Source organism: Undibacterium parvum, from assembly GCF_003955735.1.
GTDB classification, from domain to species: Bacteria; Pseudomonadota; Gammaproteobacteria; order Burkholderiales; family Burkholderiaceae_D; genus Undibacterium; species Undibacterium parvum.
In genome coordinates this window covers 4,655,841-4,675,662 of sequence record NZ_CP034464.1, presented here as the reverse complement: position 1 = coordinate 4,675,662, position 19,822 = coordinate 4,655,841, and the positions used below count along the sequence as shown (strand labels likewise).

Genomic DNA, 19,822 nt, shown 5'->3' with positions numbered 1-19,822 from the left:
TTTGGCCTGCACATTAAAACTCTTCCCCCTCATGCTGCACCGCCTTAGAAAGCAAGGAAGCCACGATGACATTTAAATCCCTACGCTGTTTTCGCCTGCCAATAACCATCGCGCTGCTAGCTTTGACTGGACTGCAGACAAGTGTGTTGGCACTCGATGCTGCGAGCACGACACTGAAGGCTCCAGCTACGTTAGAGCAAAGCGAGCAAGTTACTAAACGCCCTAAGATCTGTCTAGTGCTCTCTGGTGGTGGTGCGCGTGGTGCGGCACATGTGGGCGTACTCAAAGTGTTGGAAGAACTGCGGGTGCCGATACATTGCATCGCCGGTACCAGTATGGGGGCGCTGGTGGGGGCTAGCTATGCGACCGGATCTAGTATCGCAGAAATGGAAGATATTATTGATAGCATTAGCACTGAGCTCTTGTTTAAAGAGACGCCGCCACGCACCGAGCAGGCCATGCGTCGTAAGCAAGACGATTACACCATCTTGTTCGGGCCTGAACTTGGGGTGACTGGGGATGGCATTAAATTACCTAAAGGCGTGGTGAGTGGCGTGCAGTTAGAAACCGTATTACGGCAACTCTCTAAGTCCAAGGGCTATCATCAGTTTGATAAATTGCCGATTCCATTTCGGGCCGTGGCGACCGATCTGGTGAGCGGTAAAGCGGTGGTTTTTAGTGAAGGTGAATTGGCGAATGTGATGCGCGCCAGTATGTCGGTACCCGGTGCGGTGGCGCCGGCCGAATTTGGCGGCATGATGTTGGTCGATGGTATGCTCACGAGCAATTTGCCGGTCGCCAGTGCACGCGCCATGGGTGCTGATATTGTGATTGCGGTCAATGTCGGTACGCCTTTACTCAAGCGCGAAAGTATTACCTCTATTTTGGGTGTGACTGGCCAGATGCTGAGCATACTCACAGAGCAAAATGTACAGGCTTCGCTAGCCTCGCTAAAGTCTAGCGATGTTTTAATTTCGCCGGACTTGGGCGATTTTTCGACCTCTGATTTCGATCATTTAACCAAAATTATTCCCACCGGTGAGGTGGCAGCCCGCTTGTTGACTGAGCGCTTGTCGCAACTCAGTTTGCCGACCGAAGAATATGCAGCTTTGCGTCAGCGTCAATTGGCCGAGGCCGTGCCGGATGTGCGTCATGTGGATGAAATCCGCTTTGAAAATCTAAAAAAAGTAAATCCTATTGCGGCTAAAGCCGAGATGGAGACTAGACAAGGACAGGCAATCGATCAGGCGGTACTCGATAAGGATATGCGCAGGCTGTACGGCACCGGCAATTTTGAACATGTTAATTATCGCTTTATGGATGAAACCGACAAGCGCGTGTTAGCGGTGGACGCCATAGAAAAATCATGGGGTCCTGATTATTTGCGTTTTGGTCTGGGACTTTCTAGTGATTTCAAGGGTAGTGCTTACTTTAATGTGCTGGCCAGTTATCGCAAGACCTGGATCAATTCACTTGGGGCCGAATGGCGTAGCGATGTCCAGTTTGGGCATATCAATAGTGCGTATAGTGAATTTTATCAACCCCTCAATGCCCAAAGAGATTACTTTGTTGCACCGCATATCGGTATCCAGCGCAGTACCTCTAGTCTGTTTTTGGGGCGCGATGCGATCGCAACTTTTGATACGGTCACCAGCGGCGCGGGTCTGCTTGTCGGTAGTCAGTTTTCTCAATATGCAGAGATTAGAGCTGGTGTGCAGGTGGGCTCAGTGCGGCAAACCAAAGATATAGGTCCGCCTGACTTAGTGCTTTCCGAGAACAGAGTGAAAGAGGGGGCATTTACCGCCAGACTGCTATTTGATCAGCTCGATAGTGTGGTGTTTCCGCGTAGCGGCGTGTACAGTCGACTGCAGTTGTACAACACTAATGCGGTGCTAAAATCTGATCAACGCTATACCAAATGGGATCTGGATGCAAATGCAGCGTATTCGTTCGGCTCGCATACTTTTAATGTCGGCGGGCGCGCTGCTGGTACGCTGGGTAGCGGGGAATTACCTGCTTATAATCAAATCAGTATGGGCGGGTTTTTAAATCAATCCGGCTATGCGAACGGACAATTTTTAGTCGATAGTCTGAGTTTTGCCAGGGTGATGTACTACCACCGTTTGTGGAAGGGCAGCATACTTGAAGGCGCTTATGGCGGTGGCTCCCTGGAAATAGGGCGCTATGGTAAGCCCTTGGTGGCAGGTAATCCGCAAAATCAAATCCTTCGATCTGGCAGTATTTTTGTCGGTACCGATACCCCTATCGGTGCGGCTTATCTGTCTTACGGTCATGCCCTGGATGGCAGTAGTAGTTTGTACTTCTTCCTCGGTAAACCGTTTTGATTCACACACATGGTCTGCGCTTTTGAACGCAGATCTGCGTCTTTAAACTTAACTTTAATTTTTGCTCACCTACAGGTTTATCGGCTTATTGCCGGCATTCTGATCAACTGTGAAAAGTTATCGGCTTTGTCTACGGCGTGAGCCCGAGGATTGATCCATGCTTGCTTTTGTAGCTCGGAAAAAGACATGCCCTTAGTCTCCAGTCTGTCATTCTCATACAAATACTCCGCCAGATAACCGCTGGCTAAAATCTTCCAGCTTAACGGTAAATTGTCAGGATTGACGCGCGCATTGAGCCAGATATTGGTGGTGCAATTTGTCGTTAAACTATTGTAAAACTCGGGTGTGGTTTTCAAGCTGTTTATCTGCGCGATATATTCTAAAAATAGGCGCTGCCCATCACCATCCACACCGCGAGCGCGGTAGACATAGACATCTTCAGGCGGATTGTGCCTGTAGTTGGTGCGCAGGCGTATTACATCGCGCTCATCAGCAACGACATAATGGAGTTCGTATTGGCGGAAAAAGCCTTTTAAAGTGGAATAGCCTTCGCCTTTTTGATTGCGCGTTTCTATCGATATTGCCAGATGCTGGTCGCCGGCAAATGCGAAGCTCAGAAATACATGGGCAATCGCAGGCCCCATCCAATGCACGGTGACGACATCGACGCCTTCTAATTTGCGCAGATCGAAAGTCCTATCGTAATAGGCGACCGTGTAATCAGTTTCGCTGCGGTAGACGATATTGCGAATATTGTGGACGGTCACTAAGTCTCCGTCTATTTTGGCCCAGGGCGGCACAGCGACGCCTTCTTGCCAGTTTCTATCGTTGGATGGTTTTACACTGGCCCACCAAATTAACGTGAGGGCAAACACGATGCTATAGACGATCAAGCCGCGCCAGCGCCAGCGTGCTTGTGTTAGTGCGATCAGACTGATCAGGCAATTAAGAGCAAAAAATGCACTTAAACTATATCGCAATAGGAGGTTTGCTGGGCCGCTGATGGCGAACGCCAGAGTGCCCCAGATACCTATGCCCAGTATGAGTAAGAAGAGCAAAGCCAGTGCAAGGGCGCGCGCTATGCGAAGAGAAAATAATTTCATAAATTGGCCTTGCGTAAGCGTTTGAGCTTTAAAGGTTGAGCCGTGAATTATGTATGACGGGCGTAAGTGTAAATTCTTGTGGAGAATAAATCTTACATAAAAAATAATCAATGATTAATGATAATAGAGCAGGGTTTTATCTCAAAACTCTGAACTAGCCTCAAGCTTTGAGTTAGGATGGAAATGATCGTTTTTTCTGGTTTTAAAGTAATATATGATCACATATTAATAAATATTTGAATTATTTTTGACGTATTTCGACTAATTGAATATGATGTGATCACAAAATTTGTTGATGCGGCGCTCTAAAACCTTTTTCAGCTGCTTTACAGATTTAGTGTGACCATGTTGATTACGAATCCGGAGACTGAAAATGTCGCAAGCCATGCACGATTTTTTAAAAAGTAAAAACATCCATGAAGTCGAATGTGTGATTGCTGACATGACGGGAATCGCGCGCGGGAAAATTCTGCCGCGCGACCTGTTTTTGTCTGCCGGTGAAATGCGCATACCCAAGAGTGTTTTACTCAATACCGTGAATGGCGAACAACCGGCGAATGGACCGTATGTCGGGCCTACCGATCCTGACATGATATGCCTGCCAGATCCAGCCACCATACGGATAGTGCCTTGGGCGGCAGAGGCGGTGGCTCTAGTAATACATGATTGCGTGAATTTTGACGGTAGTCCGGTAGGCTTGTCGCCCCGTGCGGTGTTGCGGCAAGTACTCAAGTTATATAGCGAGCGCGGATGGCAGCCGGTGGTGGCACCCGAGATGGAGTTTTATCTGGTGGCGCGCAATAGTAATCCGCATGAGCCTTTGACGCCGCCGCTAGGACGCACTGGTAAGCCCGAGTCTGGACGGCAATCGTATTCGATTGATGCGGTAAATGATTTTGACCCATTCTTTCTGGAGTTGTCTGCGTTTTGCACTAGTCATGACTTGGGCGTTGAGACCCTAATCCATGAGGCGGGTGCTGGCCAGATGGAGATTAATTTCTCGCATGGTAATGCGCTGGAGCTGGCAGATCGCGTGTTTCTGTTCAAGCGCGCAGTGCGCGAGACTGCACTCAGACACGGTATTTTCGCCACCTTCATGGCAAAACCCATGGAGCAAGAACCAGGTAGTGCCATGCATATCCACCAAAGCATTCTCGATGCGAATACTGGGCAGAACATATTCTCGAATGCGGATGGTAGTGCCAGTGCCTTATTTTTTAATTATTTGGCTGGCTTGGAGCAATACGTGCCGCAGGCGATGTTAATGTTTGCTCCTTACGTCAACTCGTATCGACGTCTATCCCGTTTCATGTCGGCGCCGACCAATGTGCGCTGGGGCTACGATAATCGTAGTTGCGGGATACGCATACCTAATTCTGACTCTCACAATCGACGCATAGAGAACCGTGTGCCAGGTGTGGATGTGAATCCCTACCTGGCGATGGCGGCCACCTTGGCCTGTGGTTATCTGGGAATGGTGAATGCGATGACGCCTTCGCCCGCGACTGATGGTAGTGCCGAGCATGTGCATGATGAATTGCCGCGCAATCTGGAAGACGCCATCGTGCGTATGCGCGCCTGTCTGCCCTTGGGCGAGATCTTGGGCGAACTGTTCGTAAAAGCCTTTTGTGAAGTAAAGGAACTTGAATTTGCCACCTATAGCCGTGTGATTAGTTCGTGGGAGCGAGAACACTTGATGTTGTTGGTGTGATCGTAAGCTCGGAGGGTCGCGCCCCGCGCGGCGTGCGGCTAGCGCGCTGCACAAAATAGAGAACAGAAAAAACCAACTAGGGACGGCATACGATAATGGAAAATTTCAACTCTAACCAGGCGACTGCTGTCGCCGTAAGCAGCGCTACCAGCACTCGTTGCGGCATAGACTGGCTACGCGCGCAGGCTTTGCATAAACAGGAACTTGCACGTTTTATAGAAAAAAATCCGCGCTCGCAAGCCTTAGCCCTGAGAGCGGCTGAACACATGCTGTTTGGAGTTCCCTTACACTGGATGAGTGACTGGTCCACTCCGTTTCCTCTCAATATTAGTCATGCCAGTGGTGCTCAGGTGGTCGATGTGGACGGTCATCAATATCTTGATTTTTGCTTGGGCGATACGGGCGCAATGTTCGGCCACGCACCACCACCGGTGGCGCGTGCACTGGCGCATCAGGCAGTGCGTGGCTATACAGCGATGTTAGCCTCGGAAGACGCAGTCTGGGTCGCTGAAGAATTGGCGCGCCGTTTTGGTCTGGCGGTCTGGCAGTTCGCCTTGAGTGCTTCGGACGCTAATCGTTTCGTCTTGCGCTGGTTACGCGCAGCGACTCAGCGCCCCAAAATCTTGGTGTTTAACGGCTGCTATCACGGCACCGTGGATGATGTTTTTGTCGACTTGGTCGATGGTGTGCCACGTCAGCGTGATAGTTTATTAGGACAGGTGACTGATCTCACCGCAAATACTGTGGTGGTGGAATTTAATGATCTCGCTGCCTTAGAAGCCGCCTTGTCCAATCGGGACGTGGCCTGCGTGCTGGCGGAACCGGTCATGACAAATATAGGCATGGTCTTGCCCCAACCTGGCTACTGGGAAGCGGCGCAAGAAATTTTACGACGTTACGGCACATTACTGGTACTCGATGAAACGCATACTATCAGTTCGGGCATGGGCGGCTACACCAGAGAGCACGGTCTGCAACCTGACGCTTTGGTAGTGGGCAAGCCCTTAGCTGGGGGCGTCGCTTGTGCTGTGTATGGATTTAGCCAGGAGCTGGCCAGGCGAGTAGAACAAGCTAAGCGCTTGGCGCCACCCGGGCATTCTGGTATCGGTACCACACTGACCGCAAATATGCTGAGCATGACGGCGATGCGCGCCAATCTTGCTGAGGTCATGAGCGATGCCGCATACGCACAGATGTTTTCGCTGGCCGATTATTTGGCGGCCGGTTTGCGTGCTGTAATCGGCAAACTTGGTTTGCCTTGGTGCGTGACACAAGTCGGGGCGCGTACCGAGTTTCAATTTTCTCAGCTGGCACCGGGCAATGGCAGTGCTGCCGCATTAATTTTAGATAGTGAGCTGGAGCAAGTGATTCATCTGTACTTACTCAATCGCGGCATTTTGATCACGCCATTTCATAACATGATGCTGGTCTGCCCACAGACCCAAAGGAGCGACATAGATACGTTTCTTGCGGTGTTTGAAGATTGCCTGCACCAATTGAAAATTCGGTCGCCTGAGTAAAATCAGCGATTCCTCAACTTCATCATTTATTGGAGCATAGTTTTGCCAGAAAAACCTTCTTCTACCTTGCAGGATAAAACCTATCAGACCTTACATCAATGGCTGACGGTAGGGCGATTTTTGCCGGGCGAGCGCCTGAAGATTAGACAGGTTGCCGACGAATTGGGTGTTGGCATCATGCCGGTGCGTGCGGCATTGCAGCGGCTCGCCGCCGAAGGGGCTCTGGTGAATACCCCCAACTGTGGTGTGATGGTGCCTCAACTAAAACGCGCCCAGTTTGATGATGTTTTGCAGATACGCCTGCTACTAGAAGGACAAGCGGCCGAGCAGGGCGCTTACCGGATGAATGAAGCAGGCCTGGCCAAGATGCAGTTGCTCAGCGCACAGATGGCCAGCGCAATAGCAGCGAACCAGGTCACCGCCTATCTGGAGGCGAATGAAGAATTTCATACTAGTTTATATCGGGCCAGTGGTTCGCCCATGTTGATGGAATTAATCGAAACAGTATGGCTAAAAGTTGGGCCAGTTTCTAACCAACTTTTTGAGGATAAACACTACAGTCTCAAACTCAATGATGCACATGAGGATGTCGTTGCCGCGCTACAAAGACGCGATGGTGCTGCGGTGCGTAGGGCCATAGAGCAGGATTTATTTTATGCCGCCCAATATCTGAAATTGGTGTGCAAATAGCGCCTAAACTAAGGCGAGAGCTTGGCCTTTAAGAGGATTTTTTTGAAACTCCCATCGGCTTTCATACTCGTCAAGCCTTGATTGTAGGCCAAGATTAAGTGTTCTTTTTCTGGATAGCTGTTGGAGAACGCAAGATAAATAGGCTTTGATTCCAAGCTGGGGTTTAGCCATACTAGGGGATCGTTTAACTCAGGGTCGGTATTGATCAGGTATTCGCCAGCGGCCTTATTTCCGTATGCAAGATCGATACGCCCTTTAGCCAGTTTGCGCAGATTAAGAAGCAAGCTATTGGCGATGTCGAAGCTATATTGTTTGCCTTCCAATTCCGGGGAAAGATAGCTGCCACGCTCTACACCTATGACCAGGGTCTCTAGTTGCAGAGGTTTGGAGTTCTTAAAATTACTACTGCGTCTGGCAAAGTAACCTAATTCTTGTTCGAGTATGGCTTGCGTGTAGACAAATTGCTGATCGCGCTGGGCGTTGCGCCAGATACCCAGAATCGCGCATTTGGCATTTTGACCTTCTTTGAGGATGCGCGCCCAAGGCATGAAAATCACTTGTATCGAGATACCGGATCGGCGGAAGGCTTCCGTAGTAATCTCGACAACTGGCCCTAGATTGGGTAAGAGTGGGCTGTTATACGGTGGGAAGTCGCCACTGCAAATAGTGAGACTAGGTGCCTCGGCTGCCGCTGTCAATGTTGGAGTGGCCGCGACAAACAGCAGTAAAATGCACAACAGAAAATCACCTAAGCTGCCATTGCGCCAGACCAAACGCGAACGCCTTAGCACTTGAAAAGTAAAAGCATTTAGAGATAGATGAAATTTCGCCATTTCACTTTTTTGTGTTAATGATAAAAGTTGGTGGCGTTTGCGACATTTTAAAAAAACCGCAAGGACTGGCACTCGAGCCAAGTATGCACTGTGCGAAGTCAAAACTCAAATAAACAAAGACTATGCAGGTGGGTTGTTGCAATCCTTAACAATCGATATTAATGAATCGGGCTACTGAAGTTTGGAGGGGGCAGTTATTCGGCTCAGGAATACCATCTATCTAATTTAGTCATTGGCATTATTTGTTGCGGCGCGGCAAAATGCCTGCCTAGTCAATGTAATAGTCAATTTCCATGTTAATTCCTCATCTCTTATTTACCACCCCAGTTTCCGATTATGTTAGCCGTCGCCTAGCGCCGAATATCAAACATGCGCCTGACACGATAGAATCCTTAGGTCGTTTTCGTTTAGATGCCTTAGATGGCTACACCGATGCAGCTCATGTCGATTTGGCTCAGCGGAATGCACCGCGCACGCATGCGCCAGCGCGATCAGGGTTATTTGCAAAATTGAAGAGTTTAGCGACTTCTTTGCCACGCCTCGCCTAGTCGCTTGCCGTCGGCTAGGCGTTTGCCTACGCCGGACTGCTGCTTAGCTTGTTTGCGCTTGCAAAATATTGCGTTAGCCATCGCTCGGCTTGATTTCTTCCCGCCTTATGTAAGCTCTGTAAAAATTTCTCTTCTGCGTACATCTTGCTGTGCGGCGCCAGTTGGCCTATCGCTTGCGGCAGTTCTATCTGGTGTATCTGTAAGGCGCGCAATCGCCGTTCTAAGCGACCGAAGCCAAAGTATGATCGCTTTGCTTGCTGTTTGGCTGCTAATAAACCATCCATCTCCGTCAGATAGCAGCTACTAAAACCCATTTCGCTCAGTCTATGCCAGATGTCATTGGCTGAGCTGGGTGCTGCCTGTGCGGATTGCTTCTGTTCTTGCAATAACACTAGCAGTAAATTATTCGCCTGGCATTGATACACTAGGGGCAGTAGCGGGGGATTCGCACTTAAGCCGCCATCCCAATACGCCACCCCCTCAATTTCCACTGCGCGATTGATTAAGGGGAGGCAAGCCGATGCCATCAAGACTTCAACACTGAGCTGTGCATTGCGAAATAATTTTAAGCGCCCTGTGTTGACTTCGGTGCAGGCGATGAACAGTGAAAGTGTGGATTGGCCTCTGATACGCTCGAAATCGATTTGTTGAGTGAGTATTTCACGCAAGGGATTGAGATCGAAAGGATTGATTTGTTGCGGTGAAAAATAGCGCAGCATGGACAGCGCTGATTTATAACCGGCTGGCATGGCCGATACAAGCTCCATGTCAGTTTGCTTGTCGCAATTTTCAAATACTGGGTTTGGGCTTGCAAAATGAGTGAGGCTCGAAACCCCGCTTGAACCAGTGCCGAAGCTGTGCAGCGAGGCGAGTTTGCCCCAAAAATCTTTAAGGCTCTGGCGCGCACCGTCCCGACCGCCGCTGATATATCCTTGTGCCATGACAATCGCATTCATCGCGCCCGCACTAGCACCGCTGATCGCCTCGATTGGTAGTCGTCCATCCTCCAAAATACGGTCTAGCACTCCCCAGGTAAATGCACCATGTGAGCCGCCACCTTGCAAGGCCAGTGTAAACATTTTTTTGCGCAAAATAGATCCCTCAATGCTGAACTAAATGACCGCTTCGGACTCAAAATCAGGACTAACTAGGGACTAGTGTCTGGTGTGGCGCAAAATCGTTGCCCTATATCGTTGCGCTACCTCGAAGTCTTAAGGGTGTCCTCAGAGTAGGTGAATTAGATTACCGCTTGATGAAGTAATTGTGGCTAGCGCATAATGTGTCGCACTCAATTGGCCTGCCAGGTCAATTATATGAATTTTTACCGTCGTTGTTATCAAAAATGGAGAGCGCAATTTGATGCAGATACATAACAGGTGTGAGCGCGCTTTCACTTCCCTCAATGTAAAGCTCTCCCTACCCGGTCTGGAGACTGATTTTTCATGATATTTTTTCCTGCCCGTTCTGCGTTGTCGCGTCTACCGCGCATCCCGCTGGCGGCCGATAGCGTTAGCATGCTAGCCTCGGCCGCGCAATTTAGAAGCACATTGCTGGAACAGATCGCATTGGCTAAACATAGGATTTATCTGTGCAGTTTGTACCTGCAGCAGGATGAAGCGGGTGCTGAAATACTGCAGGCGCTGTACGCCGCCAAGGCAGCTCAGCCACGCTTGGATATACGAATTTTAGTCGATTGGCATAGGGCGCAGCGTGGCTTGATAGGCGCCGCTAAACAAGGGGGCAATGCACTCTGGTATCAGGAGCAATCGCGCCTGCACGCAGCTAGCGTACCGATTTACGGGGTACCGGTACAAACCCGCGAATTGTTCGGTGTGCTGCACTTAAAAGGCTTTGTGATCGATGACACGGTTCTGTATAGCGGGGCTAGTCTGAATAACGTGTATTTGCACAAACAAGAAAAGTATAGGCACGACCGCTATCTGCTGATCAAGAATGCAGCGCTGGCCAATAGTATGGTGCAGTTCATCGCGCAGCACATTCTGGCTAGCTCGGCGGTGCACCGATTAGATACGCCAGACATTCCCTCTACGCGTGGCATGCGCCGTGAAATTCGTAGTTTCAGAGCGGCCTTAAAGGCGGCACGTTATCTGCTGCCACAAGAAAACCGGGCGCTGCCCATGTCGCCACAAAACGATAGTGAAACGGCTGGCTTGTCGGTGACGCCCTTGGTTGGGGTTGGGAAAAACAACCCCTTGAATCGCTGCATTTGTCAGTTGCTGGCAGCATCCACCCAGCAGATCACCATTTGCACGCCGTATTTTAATTTTCCTCTGGCGGTAACGCGTGAGATCAATCGCGCCTTAAAGCGTGGTGTGAAGATAGATATTATTGTCGGCGATAAAACTGCCAATGATTTTTACATACCGCCCGAGCAGGGCTTTAAATTGATTGCAGCGCTGCCGTATCTGTACGAAAGCAAATTGCGGCAGTTTGCCAAGCTCCACCAAGAGCAGTTGACCAGTGCGCAATTGCAGTTGCATCTATGGCGCGATGGGGAAAACACTTTTCATCTCAAGGGGGTATGGGTAGATCAGGATTACCTGCTGCTCACCGGGAATAATCTTAATCCACGCGCCTTCCGCCTGGATTTGGAAAACGCCTTGCTGATCCACGATCCCGAGCAGCAACTGGCGCTGAAAAAGCAGCAGGAATTAGCCAGTATTTATCTCCATACAAAAAACGTCAGCCATTATTCCGCGCTAGAAAAATTGCAGGATTATCCGCCTGAGGTAAAGAAATTACTCAGCCGCTTAAGCCGCACCCGGCTTGATCATCTGGCTTACCGGGTTTTGTGATGCGCTGCCAGTGGCTTAGCATTTTCTAATTGGCATAGGCCGCAGGCGCAGTATCCATGCGGGTTTCCAGCCTGCCTGGCCTGCAGACCGCATGCGTATTGGGTGAGCGAGGCATGCTTGTTTTTTTGGCTAAGGCTCAGTTTCTAGTGCCGTGTTCGTTAATCAAACGGCGGTGCCGTCCTGAGTCTGTTCGCTGCTAGTTGGCTGATTCAAGTGCGCCTCGAGTAGATCTAGCCGCCTTGGTTGACGTAGATCGACCACTACGGTGTGGGCGATTTTGTCCTGTATCGCTTGGCGGTTCATATCCCACAATACCTGTAAAAAACCGATACCGCCGGTGGCCATGCCGGCTGCATAACCACCGTAGCGGCTAAGATTAAGTAAGGGGCGCATGGGTTTGCCAGTCAGTTCAAGCACCCGCAGACCAAACACCCGCTTGCCCAGACTTTGTCCGTTCCACCAATACGGCAGCAAACTGAAATACACAATAGCCCAGCCAAAATGTAGCCCCATAGACGACAAGCTTTTCATCACCTGCTCGCGCCACTTAAGTGTACTCGGTAGTCGCGCCAATGCTAACTCTTGCTCTAGTGTGGCGATACGGGCGGCATCGGTTTCTTCGGGTAAGCTTTCCTGCTCGCTCTCATTGGCAGTGTCAGTTGCCGTGTTGTTTGCCGCATTAGTTGCCACGTTCGCTGAGCTAGTCGCGCTAGCGATCAAGAGTTTGGCTTTGGCGACTTGTTCATCAACATCGTCGTCGAGTGCTCGCACGGCATTGACTGACTTGCTTTGTGTCTGATCATCTAGCTTGCGCACCATTTGTATGCTGGCGACGATGCTCAATAGCAGCAAGGCCAGCCACAGCCAGCGCCGCTGTTTATAGGATACATCTGCGGAACTTTTGCGCAACTGATGCAGTACAGCGGCGATCGCCGCCAACAGCCAAAGCCAGGCTAGGCTAGATAGCAAGCCAATCACGCAGATATCCAGAGTGATCGCCAATGCCCGGCGGCCAGCTGTGGCTAGCGGCAGCCCGAGTAAATCAGGCTTTACATTGAAGGCTTCGGGGCTGACCCATGCACGGGGATTGAATTTACTTGATTTTGTCATGATTTTGACACGCTGGCTTTGGTTAGTCGCTTAGTGCGCTTGCTGCAAATGGCGGCAAGGACAGCGTGTTGTTCACTATTTTTTATCATTTGTTGCTATCCATGTGGGGTGCACAGCTTGGTAATTGCATTGAAAAATTGCTGCCGCTCTCTGCGCTACTGTGTACGCTGATGCTGCCACCGAGTACGCGGGTGACAATATTGTGGACGATATATAGCCCCAAGCCCGATCCGCCTTGCCCGAGTTGCGTGGTGAAAAAAGGATCATAAATGTGGCTGAGATGTTGTTCTGCGATACCACAGCCGTTATCGGCGACGTTGATCTCAATTTGACCAAGTGCCGTGTTGCTAGCTGTGAGGTAAATACAGGCTGGTGGCAGCTCGACCGGCTTGGTGCTGGCATGCGGGCAGGCCACAAAGGCATGGATCAAGGCATTGTTGATCAAATTACTCAGCACTTGGTGTAGCGCACCAGGGTAACTATCGAGAACGATGTCGCTAGACACCGCGACTAGCAACTGACAGTCTGCCAGTTTGGCTGCTGGAGCAACTGTCAGTATCACTTCATCCACCAGGCTAGATAATTGGAATTGGCGGCGCTGCGCACTGGTCTGATCGGCTGCGATTTGTTTAAAGCTAGTCACCAACGCGGCCGAACGTGTCAGGCTACGCACTAGCAGTTCAGCCGCCATTTGTGCTTCGCTGACGAATTGATTGAGACGCGAGCGCGACATCGCTTGTAGACTGAGGGCCGCAAATTCCCGTGCTTTATCTTCCAGTACCGAGGCCACCATCAGACCATTGCCGATCGGGGTATTGAGCTCATGTGCCACGCCAGCCACCAGGGCGCCTAAGGATGCCAGCTTTTCTGAATGCACCAGATGGTCGCGCGCTTCCTCAAGAGAAGCCAATGTTTGTGATAGTTCGGCATTGGCAACTTGTAGCTGAGTGGTACGTTCCAGCACCCTTGCTTCAAGACTGACATTGAGCTCTTCTATTTTTTGTCTCGCCAGATATTGCTCTGTGATGTCAAACAGCGTGGTGACTATCATATTGCGCGGTTCCTGGACAATGATGCGGCCGAAAATCGCCACCCATAAGTGATGACCCTGCGCATGGCGCACTTCAACGATCCAGTTATTGACTGGCTTGCCGCTGCGCCATAAATCACGCGCCGTGATCGCATCTTCTGGATGCACCCAAAAACCTAAATCCGCTATTGGTTTATGGGCGTCATGTTCTCTTGAGAACCCAAAAGTAGAATAGAAAGTCGCGTTTCTATAGTTTCTCTTCTGTGGGTCACCACTAAAAGTGTAAGAAGTAGGTAAGGGCGACATTTCGAATAGATTGGCGAAGCGTGCCTCGCTCTCGCGCAGGGCGCGCTCGGCTTTTCTGGTCTCGGTGACGTCGCGTATGATCGCGATTAAATACGCTTCACCATGCGATTCAAATACGGTGCAGTAACCGAGGCAGTCATGCACGAGTCCATTTTTATCGCGTAGCTGGGCATAAAAATCGCTCACTTCCTTGTTCGCAGCAATGCTTTGCATGAGTGCGCCGCGTTGTTCTGCTTCGTGCCACAGGCCGATTTCGGTGGAGCTGCGGCCGACCAATTCGGCCCGGGTATAGCCGCTAAAATGCTCGAAAGCCGGGTTGACTTCGACGTAGTTACCATCCGCAGCGCGCGAAATGGTGATCAAATCTGGGGTCAGGCGGAACGCAGCAGCAAATTTTTCATGCAGCGCTAATTCCTCGGTGACATCGCGAGCGATCCAGACGGCGTGTGAATTTTTCTCCAACTCTAGTGACACCAAAGTAGCGCTGACTTTAAAGTCGCGGATCTCTCCATCCTTGCGGCGCAATTGCACCAGCGCATCGGTAATGCGGGTTTCTTGCATCAAACGCGCGACCAGCGCGGCGCGCTGTTCGGGATTTGCCCAGATATTGAACTCGGAGACGGCGTGACCTATCGCCGCTGCGCGCGTATGTCCACTCAGACGTTCAAAACCTTGGTTTGCATCGACGATGACGCCATCGGCAAGGCGGGTGATAACGATCCAATTTGGACTAGCCTCGAAGACGCGCGAGAATTTTTCGTTGGAAAATTCACGCTCGCTGACATCATTCGCAACAAAACCTACACCCATGATTTGTTGGGCGCTGTCATACAGCGGGAATTTAATGATTTCCATGAGGCGCTTGCCTAGTGGACTGGCAATCGGCAATTGATAACTGTAGGTCTGACCGCTTTGCATGACTTTAAGGTCATTGGCGCGCGCCGTTTGTGCTATTTCTGCCTGCATGATAGTGAGATCGACTTCGCCCAGTACATCGCTGCGTTCTCTGCCGTGCAATTGCAGGAAAGCCGGGTTGGCCGCCAGATATTTCCCATCTCTATCTTTGGCCGCGATGACTAAGGGTGCATTCTGCATAAAAGCCTGCGCCAGGCTATTTTTTTGCTGGAGTGTGGCAAGTTCGGTCTGAAGCGTGCGCAAGGGGCGCACTAATATTCGCCAGCCTAGCCAGGCAAATATAGCTGAACTGAGTAGCGCCAAGCTTACCAAGCCCAATAGGCTCAGCCATGAAGCAGCGCTCAATACGGCGGCAATCAGGCTCAGAGCGATACCAGATAAGAGTGCCAGCACAGCCAGCAAGGCGTGGCGCAGAAATGAATTCATAAGACTAGATGAAGAATAGTGGACATGCGTTTTATTAAAATAATTATCAGCGTTTTTGCCAGGCGAGGCACAAAAAAAGTGTCAGTTCACGCCCTTCGCTATTGCAGAGTACACTTCTGGCAATTGTATTTCAATGTAACAACAGTAAGCTAGCGCCAAGACTTGATTTATCTCATCTTGTTGTTTTTGTTGCTGAGGTATAAACAGTCGCGAGTTCGCTTGTGGTAACTCTTCAGGCTGTCATTTGACCCATTTTTTGCGGCATTTTGGGCAGCTAACTGCAGCATCAGGGCTGAGCGCCCAGGCATCATTTTTGTCGTGAGTGCGACCGCATAAGGAATACGCTTGTCGCGCAATGCCTGCTTTTATCTGGGCTTCATTGCAACGTACCACGTGTACCACCAAGCCAGTGCCACCTGTGGTGAGGGTGGCGGGTGAAAAATGACTCTCCATACAATTCCTAATTTCAAAAATACTCAGACGGCATGATAGCAGATACGCCCAAGGCGCACTATCCATGCGGGTTTGCAGCCTATCTGGCCGCTCAGGCGCATGGATACTGCGCCTGCAGGCAGGTTCATTTCTAGTCTTGGCCTGCAAGTAGTTTGAATTACATCGCTGTCAATAAATGGCTTAGTCGCTAGACCTAATACGGTTTCTGGCCGCGCTCAGCAAGACTTTCCTAAACCTTCTATAATTTCAGTAATTCGTGAAATTACAATAATCTGCGTCAAGGAAACAGCACATATGGAAACTCTAAGCCCACTGCAGCAGCGTTTTATTCTTCATTTCGGTGAAATGGGCAGCCGCTGGGGGATTAATCGCACCGTTGGGCAGATGTATGCCTTGTTATATGTGCTGGGTAAGCCTTTAAACGCGGACGAGATTGCCGAGACTTTATCTTTCTCCCGCTCCAACGTCAGCATGGGGCTCAAAGAGTTACAAGCGTGGCGGCTGGTCAAGTTGATGCATAAGCCGGGCGACCGTCGCGAATATTTTGAGCCGCCTAAAGACATCTGGGATATTTTTAAAGCCCTGCTGGAAGAACGCCGCCGCCGCGAGATCGAGCCTACGCTGTCGATGTTGCGCGATGCTCTGCTAGAGAATCCCGCCTCGGAAGCCGATAGATTGGCGCAGGAGCGCATGCGTGAGATGTATCAACTGATCGAGTTATCGACCTCCTGGTTTGACGATGTGCAAAGACTCTCGCCTGAGACGCTGGCCTCCTTGATGAAAATGGGCTCCAAGGTCGGTAAATTGCTCGATATCCGCGACAAGTTCAGATTTGGCGGCAAGGATAAAGAGGAAGCGCCGCCGGATCTGGCCGTCACCCGCGAGGCAGGCAGTAGTGATTTGCCCGATTTAGAAAACCCAGAACCAGATTTGCGTGCGGAGAACGCGGCACTGCGTGCAGAATTGGCGCGTCTTAAAGCGCTGGCCTAAAAATATGGCGATCTTTTCCAGGCTCAGTAAGAGCACTAGTCGCGGCTTGCCACTCTGGCTGGAGATACTCGTGGTTTTACTGATCAAACTGATCGCTCTGTATTTTCTGAGGGCAGCGTTTTTTTCGCAGCCACAGGCCAAGCACATGCGCCTGCCTACTCCTATGGTGGAGCAGCATTTGCTCTCGCCTGGCACTGCAAAACCAGCGTATCCGCCAGCTTCAGCGGCTACCGAATTAGCAAAAACCACGCACAAGCCAACATTTTCTAATTTAAAACTCTCACCCTAAGGCACCCCATGGCTCCCATAGAAGAAGTTATCAACCTATCGCGACTGCAGTTTGCAGCGACCGCGATGTATCACTTTTTATTTGTCCCGCTCACTCTGGGTTTGTCGTGGATCTTAGTCATCATGGAATCGGTGTATGTGATGACAGGGCGCGAAGTGTATCGCGATATGACCAAGTTCTGGGGCAAGTTGTTCGCGATTAATTTTGCCATGGGTGTCACGACTGGTATCACGCTGGAGTTTCAGTTCGGCACCAACTGGTCGTATTACTCGCACTATGTGGGCGACATCTTCGGTACGCCACTGGCGATCGAAGGCATGATGGCCTTTTTCATGGAATCTAGCTTTGTCGGGCTGATGTTTTTCGGCTGGCAACGGCTGTCTAAACCGGCGCATCTGGGCGTGACGTTTTTAGTGGCGCTAGGATCGAACTTGTCCGCCTTGTGGATCTTGATCGCCAATGGCTGGATGAATAATCCTGTCGGTGCCGAGTTTAATTTCGAGACCATGCGCATGGAGTTGGTTAGCATGACGCAGGTGATCTTTAATCCGGTAGCGCAGGTCAAGTTTGTGCATACGGTGGCCTCCGGTTATGTGGCAGCGTCTATGTTTGTACTCGGAGTCTCGTCCTACTATTTATTGAAAGCGCGTGATACAGGATTTGCCCTGCGCTCCTTTGCCATCGCTGCCGCTTTCGGTCTGGCCTCGACCTTATCCGTGATCGTGCTCGGTGATGAATCGGGTTACACCGCCGGTGAGGTGAATAAGGTTAAGCTAGCCAGCATAGAAGCAGAGTGGGAAACCGAAGCCGCACCGGCAGCTTTTACCGTGATAGGGCTACCGAATGACAAGGCAGAACGTACCGATTACGCCATTAAGATACCGTACCTGATGGGCTTGATCGCGACCCGCTCTACTGACACCCAGGTGACTGGCATCAAAGATTTAAAAATACAAAACCGCGAACGCATTATCCGCGGCATGGAGGCGTATGCCGCACTGAGCCGCTTAAAGTCTGGCGACAAATCGCCAGAAGCACGCAGCGCTTTTAATGAACTGAAAAAAGATCTGGGCTACGGCTTACTGCTGAAAAAATATACGTCGAATGTGATCGATGCCACACCCGAGCAGATCACTAAGGCGACTAACGACTCTATCCCTAAGGTTGCACCGCTGTTTCTTGGCTTCCGGCTGATGGTGGGCTTGGGCATGCTGTTCTTATTTATTTTTGTCACCTCGTTTTATTTCCTGATCCGCCGTCGGCTTTCCAAGCATCGCTGGTTGCTGAAACTCGCCTTGTTTAGCATACCGCTGCCTTGGGTGGCGATAGAAACCGGTTGGATGGTGGCCGAGTATGGCCGTCAACCCTGGACTATTTCGGGTGTCTTGCCTACCCACTTATCGGCCTCGACGCTGCAGGTGAATGACCTGTACTTTAGTCTGGCTGGGTTTATGACTTTCTACACGCTCTTATTGGTGGTCGAGCTGTATCTGATGTTTAAGTACGCGCGTCTTGGCCCAAGTAGCCTGCATACCGGCAAATACCATTTTGAACAAGCCGCCAACCAGAATTCTCACGCTTAAGGATGCATCATGTTCGATTATGAAACTTTAAAAATCATCTGGTGGGCCTTCGTCGGCGTCTTGCTGATAGGCTTTGCGCTGATGGATGGCTTTGATTTCGGGGTCGGTATCTTGCTGCCGTTTATCGGAAAAACCGATGTAGAGCGGCGCATCATGATCAACACCATAGGCCCAACCTGGGAAGGTAATCAGACCTGGTTCATCACCGCAGGCGGTGCCTTGTTTGCGGCCTGGCCGCTGGCGTATGCGGCGGCATTTTCAGGCTTTTATGTGGCCTTGATGATTTTGCTGTTCTCCTTATTTTTTCGGCCTGTGGGTTTTGATTATCGAAGTAAGATTGCCGACACGCGTTGGCGTTCGACCTGGGATTGGGCGCTGTTTATCGGGGGCTTCGTGCCGCCGCTGATCTTTGGTGTCGCCTTCGGCAATCTATTGCTGGGTGTGCCTTTCCATTACGACGATACGATGCGGCTAGAGTATGTAGGGGGCTTTCTCGATTTGCTCACGCCTTTTGGCCTGCTCTCTGGTGTCGTCAGCGTGGCCATGCTGACCATGCACGGTGCCGCCTTCTTGCGCACCAAGACCGATGGCGTACTGGCGCAGCGCGCGGGCAGGGCCTTGATTATCGCCGCAATGCTGATGATGCTGGGCTTTGCCGCTGGCGGTTTGTGGGTCGCGTTTGGTATCGATGGTTTCCGCATCCTGACTATGCCAGACAGTAATACTGCCTTCATGCCAGTAGTGAAAACCGTAGAGCGGGTGCGTGGTGCCTGGATGGATAATTACGCACGCTGGCCTTTGATGTGGGCCTTGCCGCTGGCTGGCTTTGGCGGAGCGATGCTGAGCATACTATTGACCATGCGGCAGCGCGCCGTCGCCGCCTTCTTGAGTAGCGGTGTGGCAGTAACCGCAGTGATCTTGACCGCCGGTGCCTCGATGTTCCCATTCGTGATGCCATCGAGTTTAGACCCGAACAGCAGCCTGACTGCCTGGGATGTGGTGGCCAGTCATAAGAGCCTGGGCATCATGTTTTGGGTAGTCGTGATCTTTTTACCTTTGATCATTACTTACACCGCCTGGATTTACCGGGTAATGCGTGGCAAGGTCGATGCGGCCCATATCGCAGCGAATGAACACTCGGCATATTGAAGTGG

The 19,822-nt window shown here is 50.8% G+C and carries 16 protein-coding genes; 10 read left to right on the top strand and 6 right to left on the bottom strand.

The features are described from left to right. The first annotated feature begins 65 nt into the window (after nucleotides 1–65). Nucleotides 66–2,345 carry a patatin-like phospholipase family protein gene (locus tag EJN92_RS20320; protein WP_170174927.1) on the top strand — a complete coding sequence of 760 codons (2,280 nt, stop codon included), beginning with the start codon at nucleotides 66–68 and terminating at the stop codon, nucleotides 2,343–2,345. Nucleotides 2,346–2,422: 77 nt separating this feature from the next. On the opposite strand, the gene EJN92_RS20315 is transcribed toward EJN92_RS20320, so the two are convergent. Then, on the bottom strand, nucleotides 2,423–3,448 hold the full coding sequence (locus EJN92_RS20315; RefSeq protein WP_126129499.1) for an Lnb N-terminal periplasmic domain-containing protein: 1,026 nt from the start codon (nucleotides 3,446–3,448) through the stop codon (nucleotides 2,423–2,425). Between the two features lie 373 nt (nucleotides 3,449–3,821). Here EJN92_RS20315 and EJN92_RS20310 point away from each other — a divergent pair, with 373 nt between their 5' ends. The 3 genes from EJN92_RS20310 (at nucleotide 3,822) to EJN92_RS20300 (ending at nucleotide 7,369) form a co-directional block, all read left to right on the top strand. Next, nucleotides 3,822–5,159: a glutamine synthetase family protein gene (locus EJN92_RS20310; protein ID WP_126129498.1), complete on the top strand. Its 1,338-nt coding sequence runs from the start codon at nucleotides 3,822–3,824 to the stop codon at nucleotides 5,157–5,159. 95 nt (nucleotides 5,160–5,254) lie between these two features. Next, nucleotides 5,255–6,679 (top strand): aspartate aminotransferase family protein, encoded by a 1,425-nt coding sequence (locus tag EJN92_RS20305; RefSeq protein WP_126129497.1) that lies wholly within the window; start codon nucleotides 5,255–5,257, stop codon nucleotides 6,677–6,679. Between the two features lie 42 nt (nucleotides 6,680–6,721). After that, on the top strand, nucleotides 6,722–7,369 hold the full coding sequence (locus EJN92_RS20300; protein WP_126129496.1) for a GntR family transcriptional regulator: 648 nt from the start codon (nucleotides 6,722–6,724) through the stop codon (nucleotides 7,367–7,369). 8 nt (nucleotides 7,370–7,377) lie between these two features. Here EJN92_RS20300 and EJN92_RS20295 read toward each other — a convergent pair whose 3' ends face one another. After that, nucleotides 7,378–8,202 (bottom strand): substrate-binding periplasmic protein, encoded by an 825-nt coding sequence (locus EJN92_RS20295; protein ID WP_126129495.1) that lies wholly within the window; start codon nucleotides 8,200–8,202, stop codon nucleotides 7,378–7,380. A gap of 293 nt (nucleotides 8,203–8,495) precedes the next feature. Here EJN92_RS20295 and EJN92_RS20290 point away from each other — a divergent pair, with 293 nt between their 5' ends. Next, the gene (locus EJN92_RS20290; protein WP_126129494.1) at nucleotides 8,496–8,750 is read left to right on the top strand and encodes a hypothetical protein; all 255 of its coding nucleotides are present in this window, start codon (nucleotides 8,496–8,498) and stop codon (nucleotides 8,748–8,750) included. Between the two features lie 26 nt (nucleotides 8,751–8,776). On the opposite strand, the gene EJN92_RS20285 is transcribed toward EJN92_RS20290, so the two are convergent. Beyond that, a complete protein-coding gene (locus EJN92_RS20285) occupies nucleotides 8,777–9,841 on the bottom strand; it encodes a patatin-like phospholipase family protein (protein WP_126129493.1) in 1,065 nt (354 codons plus the stop codon). A gap of 351 nt (nucleotides 9,842–10,192) precedes the next feature. Here EJN92_RS20285 and pssA point away from each other — a divergent pair, with 351 nt between their 5' ends. Next, nucleotides 10,193–11,566 carry a CDP-diacylglycerol--serine O-phosphatidyltransferase gene (pssA, locus tag EJN92_RS20280; RefSeq protein WP_126129492.1) on the top strand — a complete coding sequence of 458 codons (1,374 nt, stop codon included), beginning with the start codon at nucleotides 10,193–10,195 and terminating at the stop codon, nucleotides 11,564–11,566. A 162-nt stretch (nucleotides 11,567–11,728) separates the two neighbouring features. On the opposite strand, the gene EJN92_RS20275 is transcribed toward pssA, so the two are convergent. The 3 genes from EJN92_RS20275 to EJN92_RS20265 all read right to left on the bottom strand — a co-directional run bounded on the left by EJN92_RS20275 (nucleotide 11,729) and on the right by EJN92_RS20265 (nucleotide 15,806). Continuing rightward, on the bottom strand, nucleotides 11,729–12,676 hold the full coding sequence (locus tag EJN92_RS20275; RefSeq protein ID WP_126129491.1) for an RDD family protein: 948 nt from the start codon (nucleotides 12,674–12,676) through the stop codon (nucleotides 11,729–11,731). Between the two features lie 85 nt (nucleotides 12,677–12,761). Then, nucleotides 12,762–15,353, bottom strand: coding sequence for a PAS domain S-box protein (locus tag EJN92_RS20270; RefSeq protein WP_126129490.1), 2,592 nt, complete (start codon nucleotides 15,351–15,353; stop codon nucleotides 12,762–12,764). Between the two features lie 240 nt (nucleotides 15,354–15,593). Further along, complete coding sequence (locus EJN92_RS20265; RefSeq protein WP_126129489.1) at nucleotides 15,594–15,806, bottom strand: hypothetical protein; 213 nt, start codon at nucleotides 15,804–15,806, stop codon at nucleotides 15,594–15,596. A gap of 294 nt (nucleotides 15,807–16,100) precedes the next feature. Here EJN92_RS20265 and EJN92_RS20260 point away from each other — a divergent pair, with 294 nt between their 5' ends. The 4 genes from EJN92_RS20260 to cydB are packed head-to-tail and all read left to right on the top strand — an operon-like array spanning nucleotide 16,101 to nucleotide 19,817. Further along, nucleotides 16,101–16,796 (top strand): GbsR/MarR family transcriptional regulator, encoded by a 696-nt coding sequence (locus EJN92_RS20260; protein WP_126129488.1) that lies wholly within the window; start codon nucleotides 16,101–16,103, stop codon nucleotides 16,794–16,796. A gap of 4 nt (nucleotides 16,797–16,800) precedes the next feature. After that, on the top strand, nucleotides 16,801–17,085 hold the full coding sequence (cydP, locus tag EJN92_RS20255; RefSeq protein WP_126129487.1) for a cytochrome oxidase putative small subunit CydP: 285 nt from the start codon (nucleotides 16,801–16,803) through the stop codon (nucleotides 17,083–17,085). Between the two features lie 8 nt (nucleotides 17,086–17,093). Further along, a complete protein-coding gene (locus EJN92_RS20250) occupies nucleotides 17,094–18,668 on the top strand; it encodes a cytochrome ubiquinol oxidase subunit I (RefSeq protein WP_126129486.1) in 1,575 nt (524 codons plus the stop codon). A 9-nt stretch (nucleotides 18,669–18,677) separates the two neighbouring features. Continuing rightward, nucleotides 18,678–19,817 carry a cytochrome d ubiquinol oxidase subunit II gene (gene cydB / locus EJN92_RS20245; RefSeq protein WP_227869620.1) on the top strand — a complete coding sequence of 380 codons (1,140 nt, stop codon included), beginning with the start codon at nucleotides 18,678–18,680 and terminating at the stop codon, nucleotides 19,815–19,817. Nucleotides 19,818–19,822 lie beyond the last annotated feature (5 nt).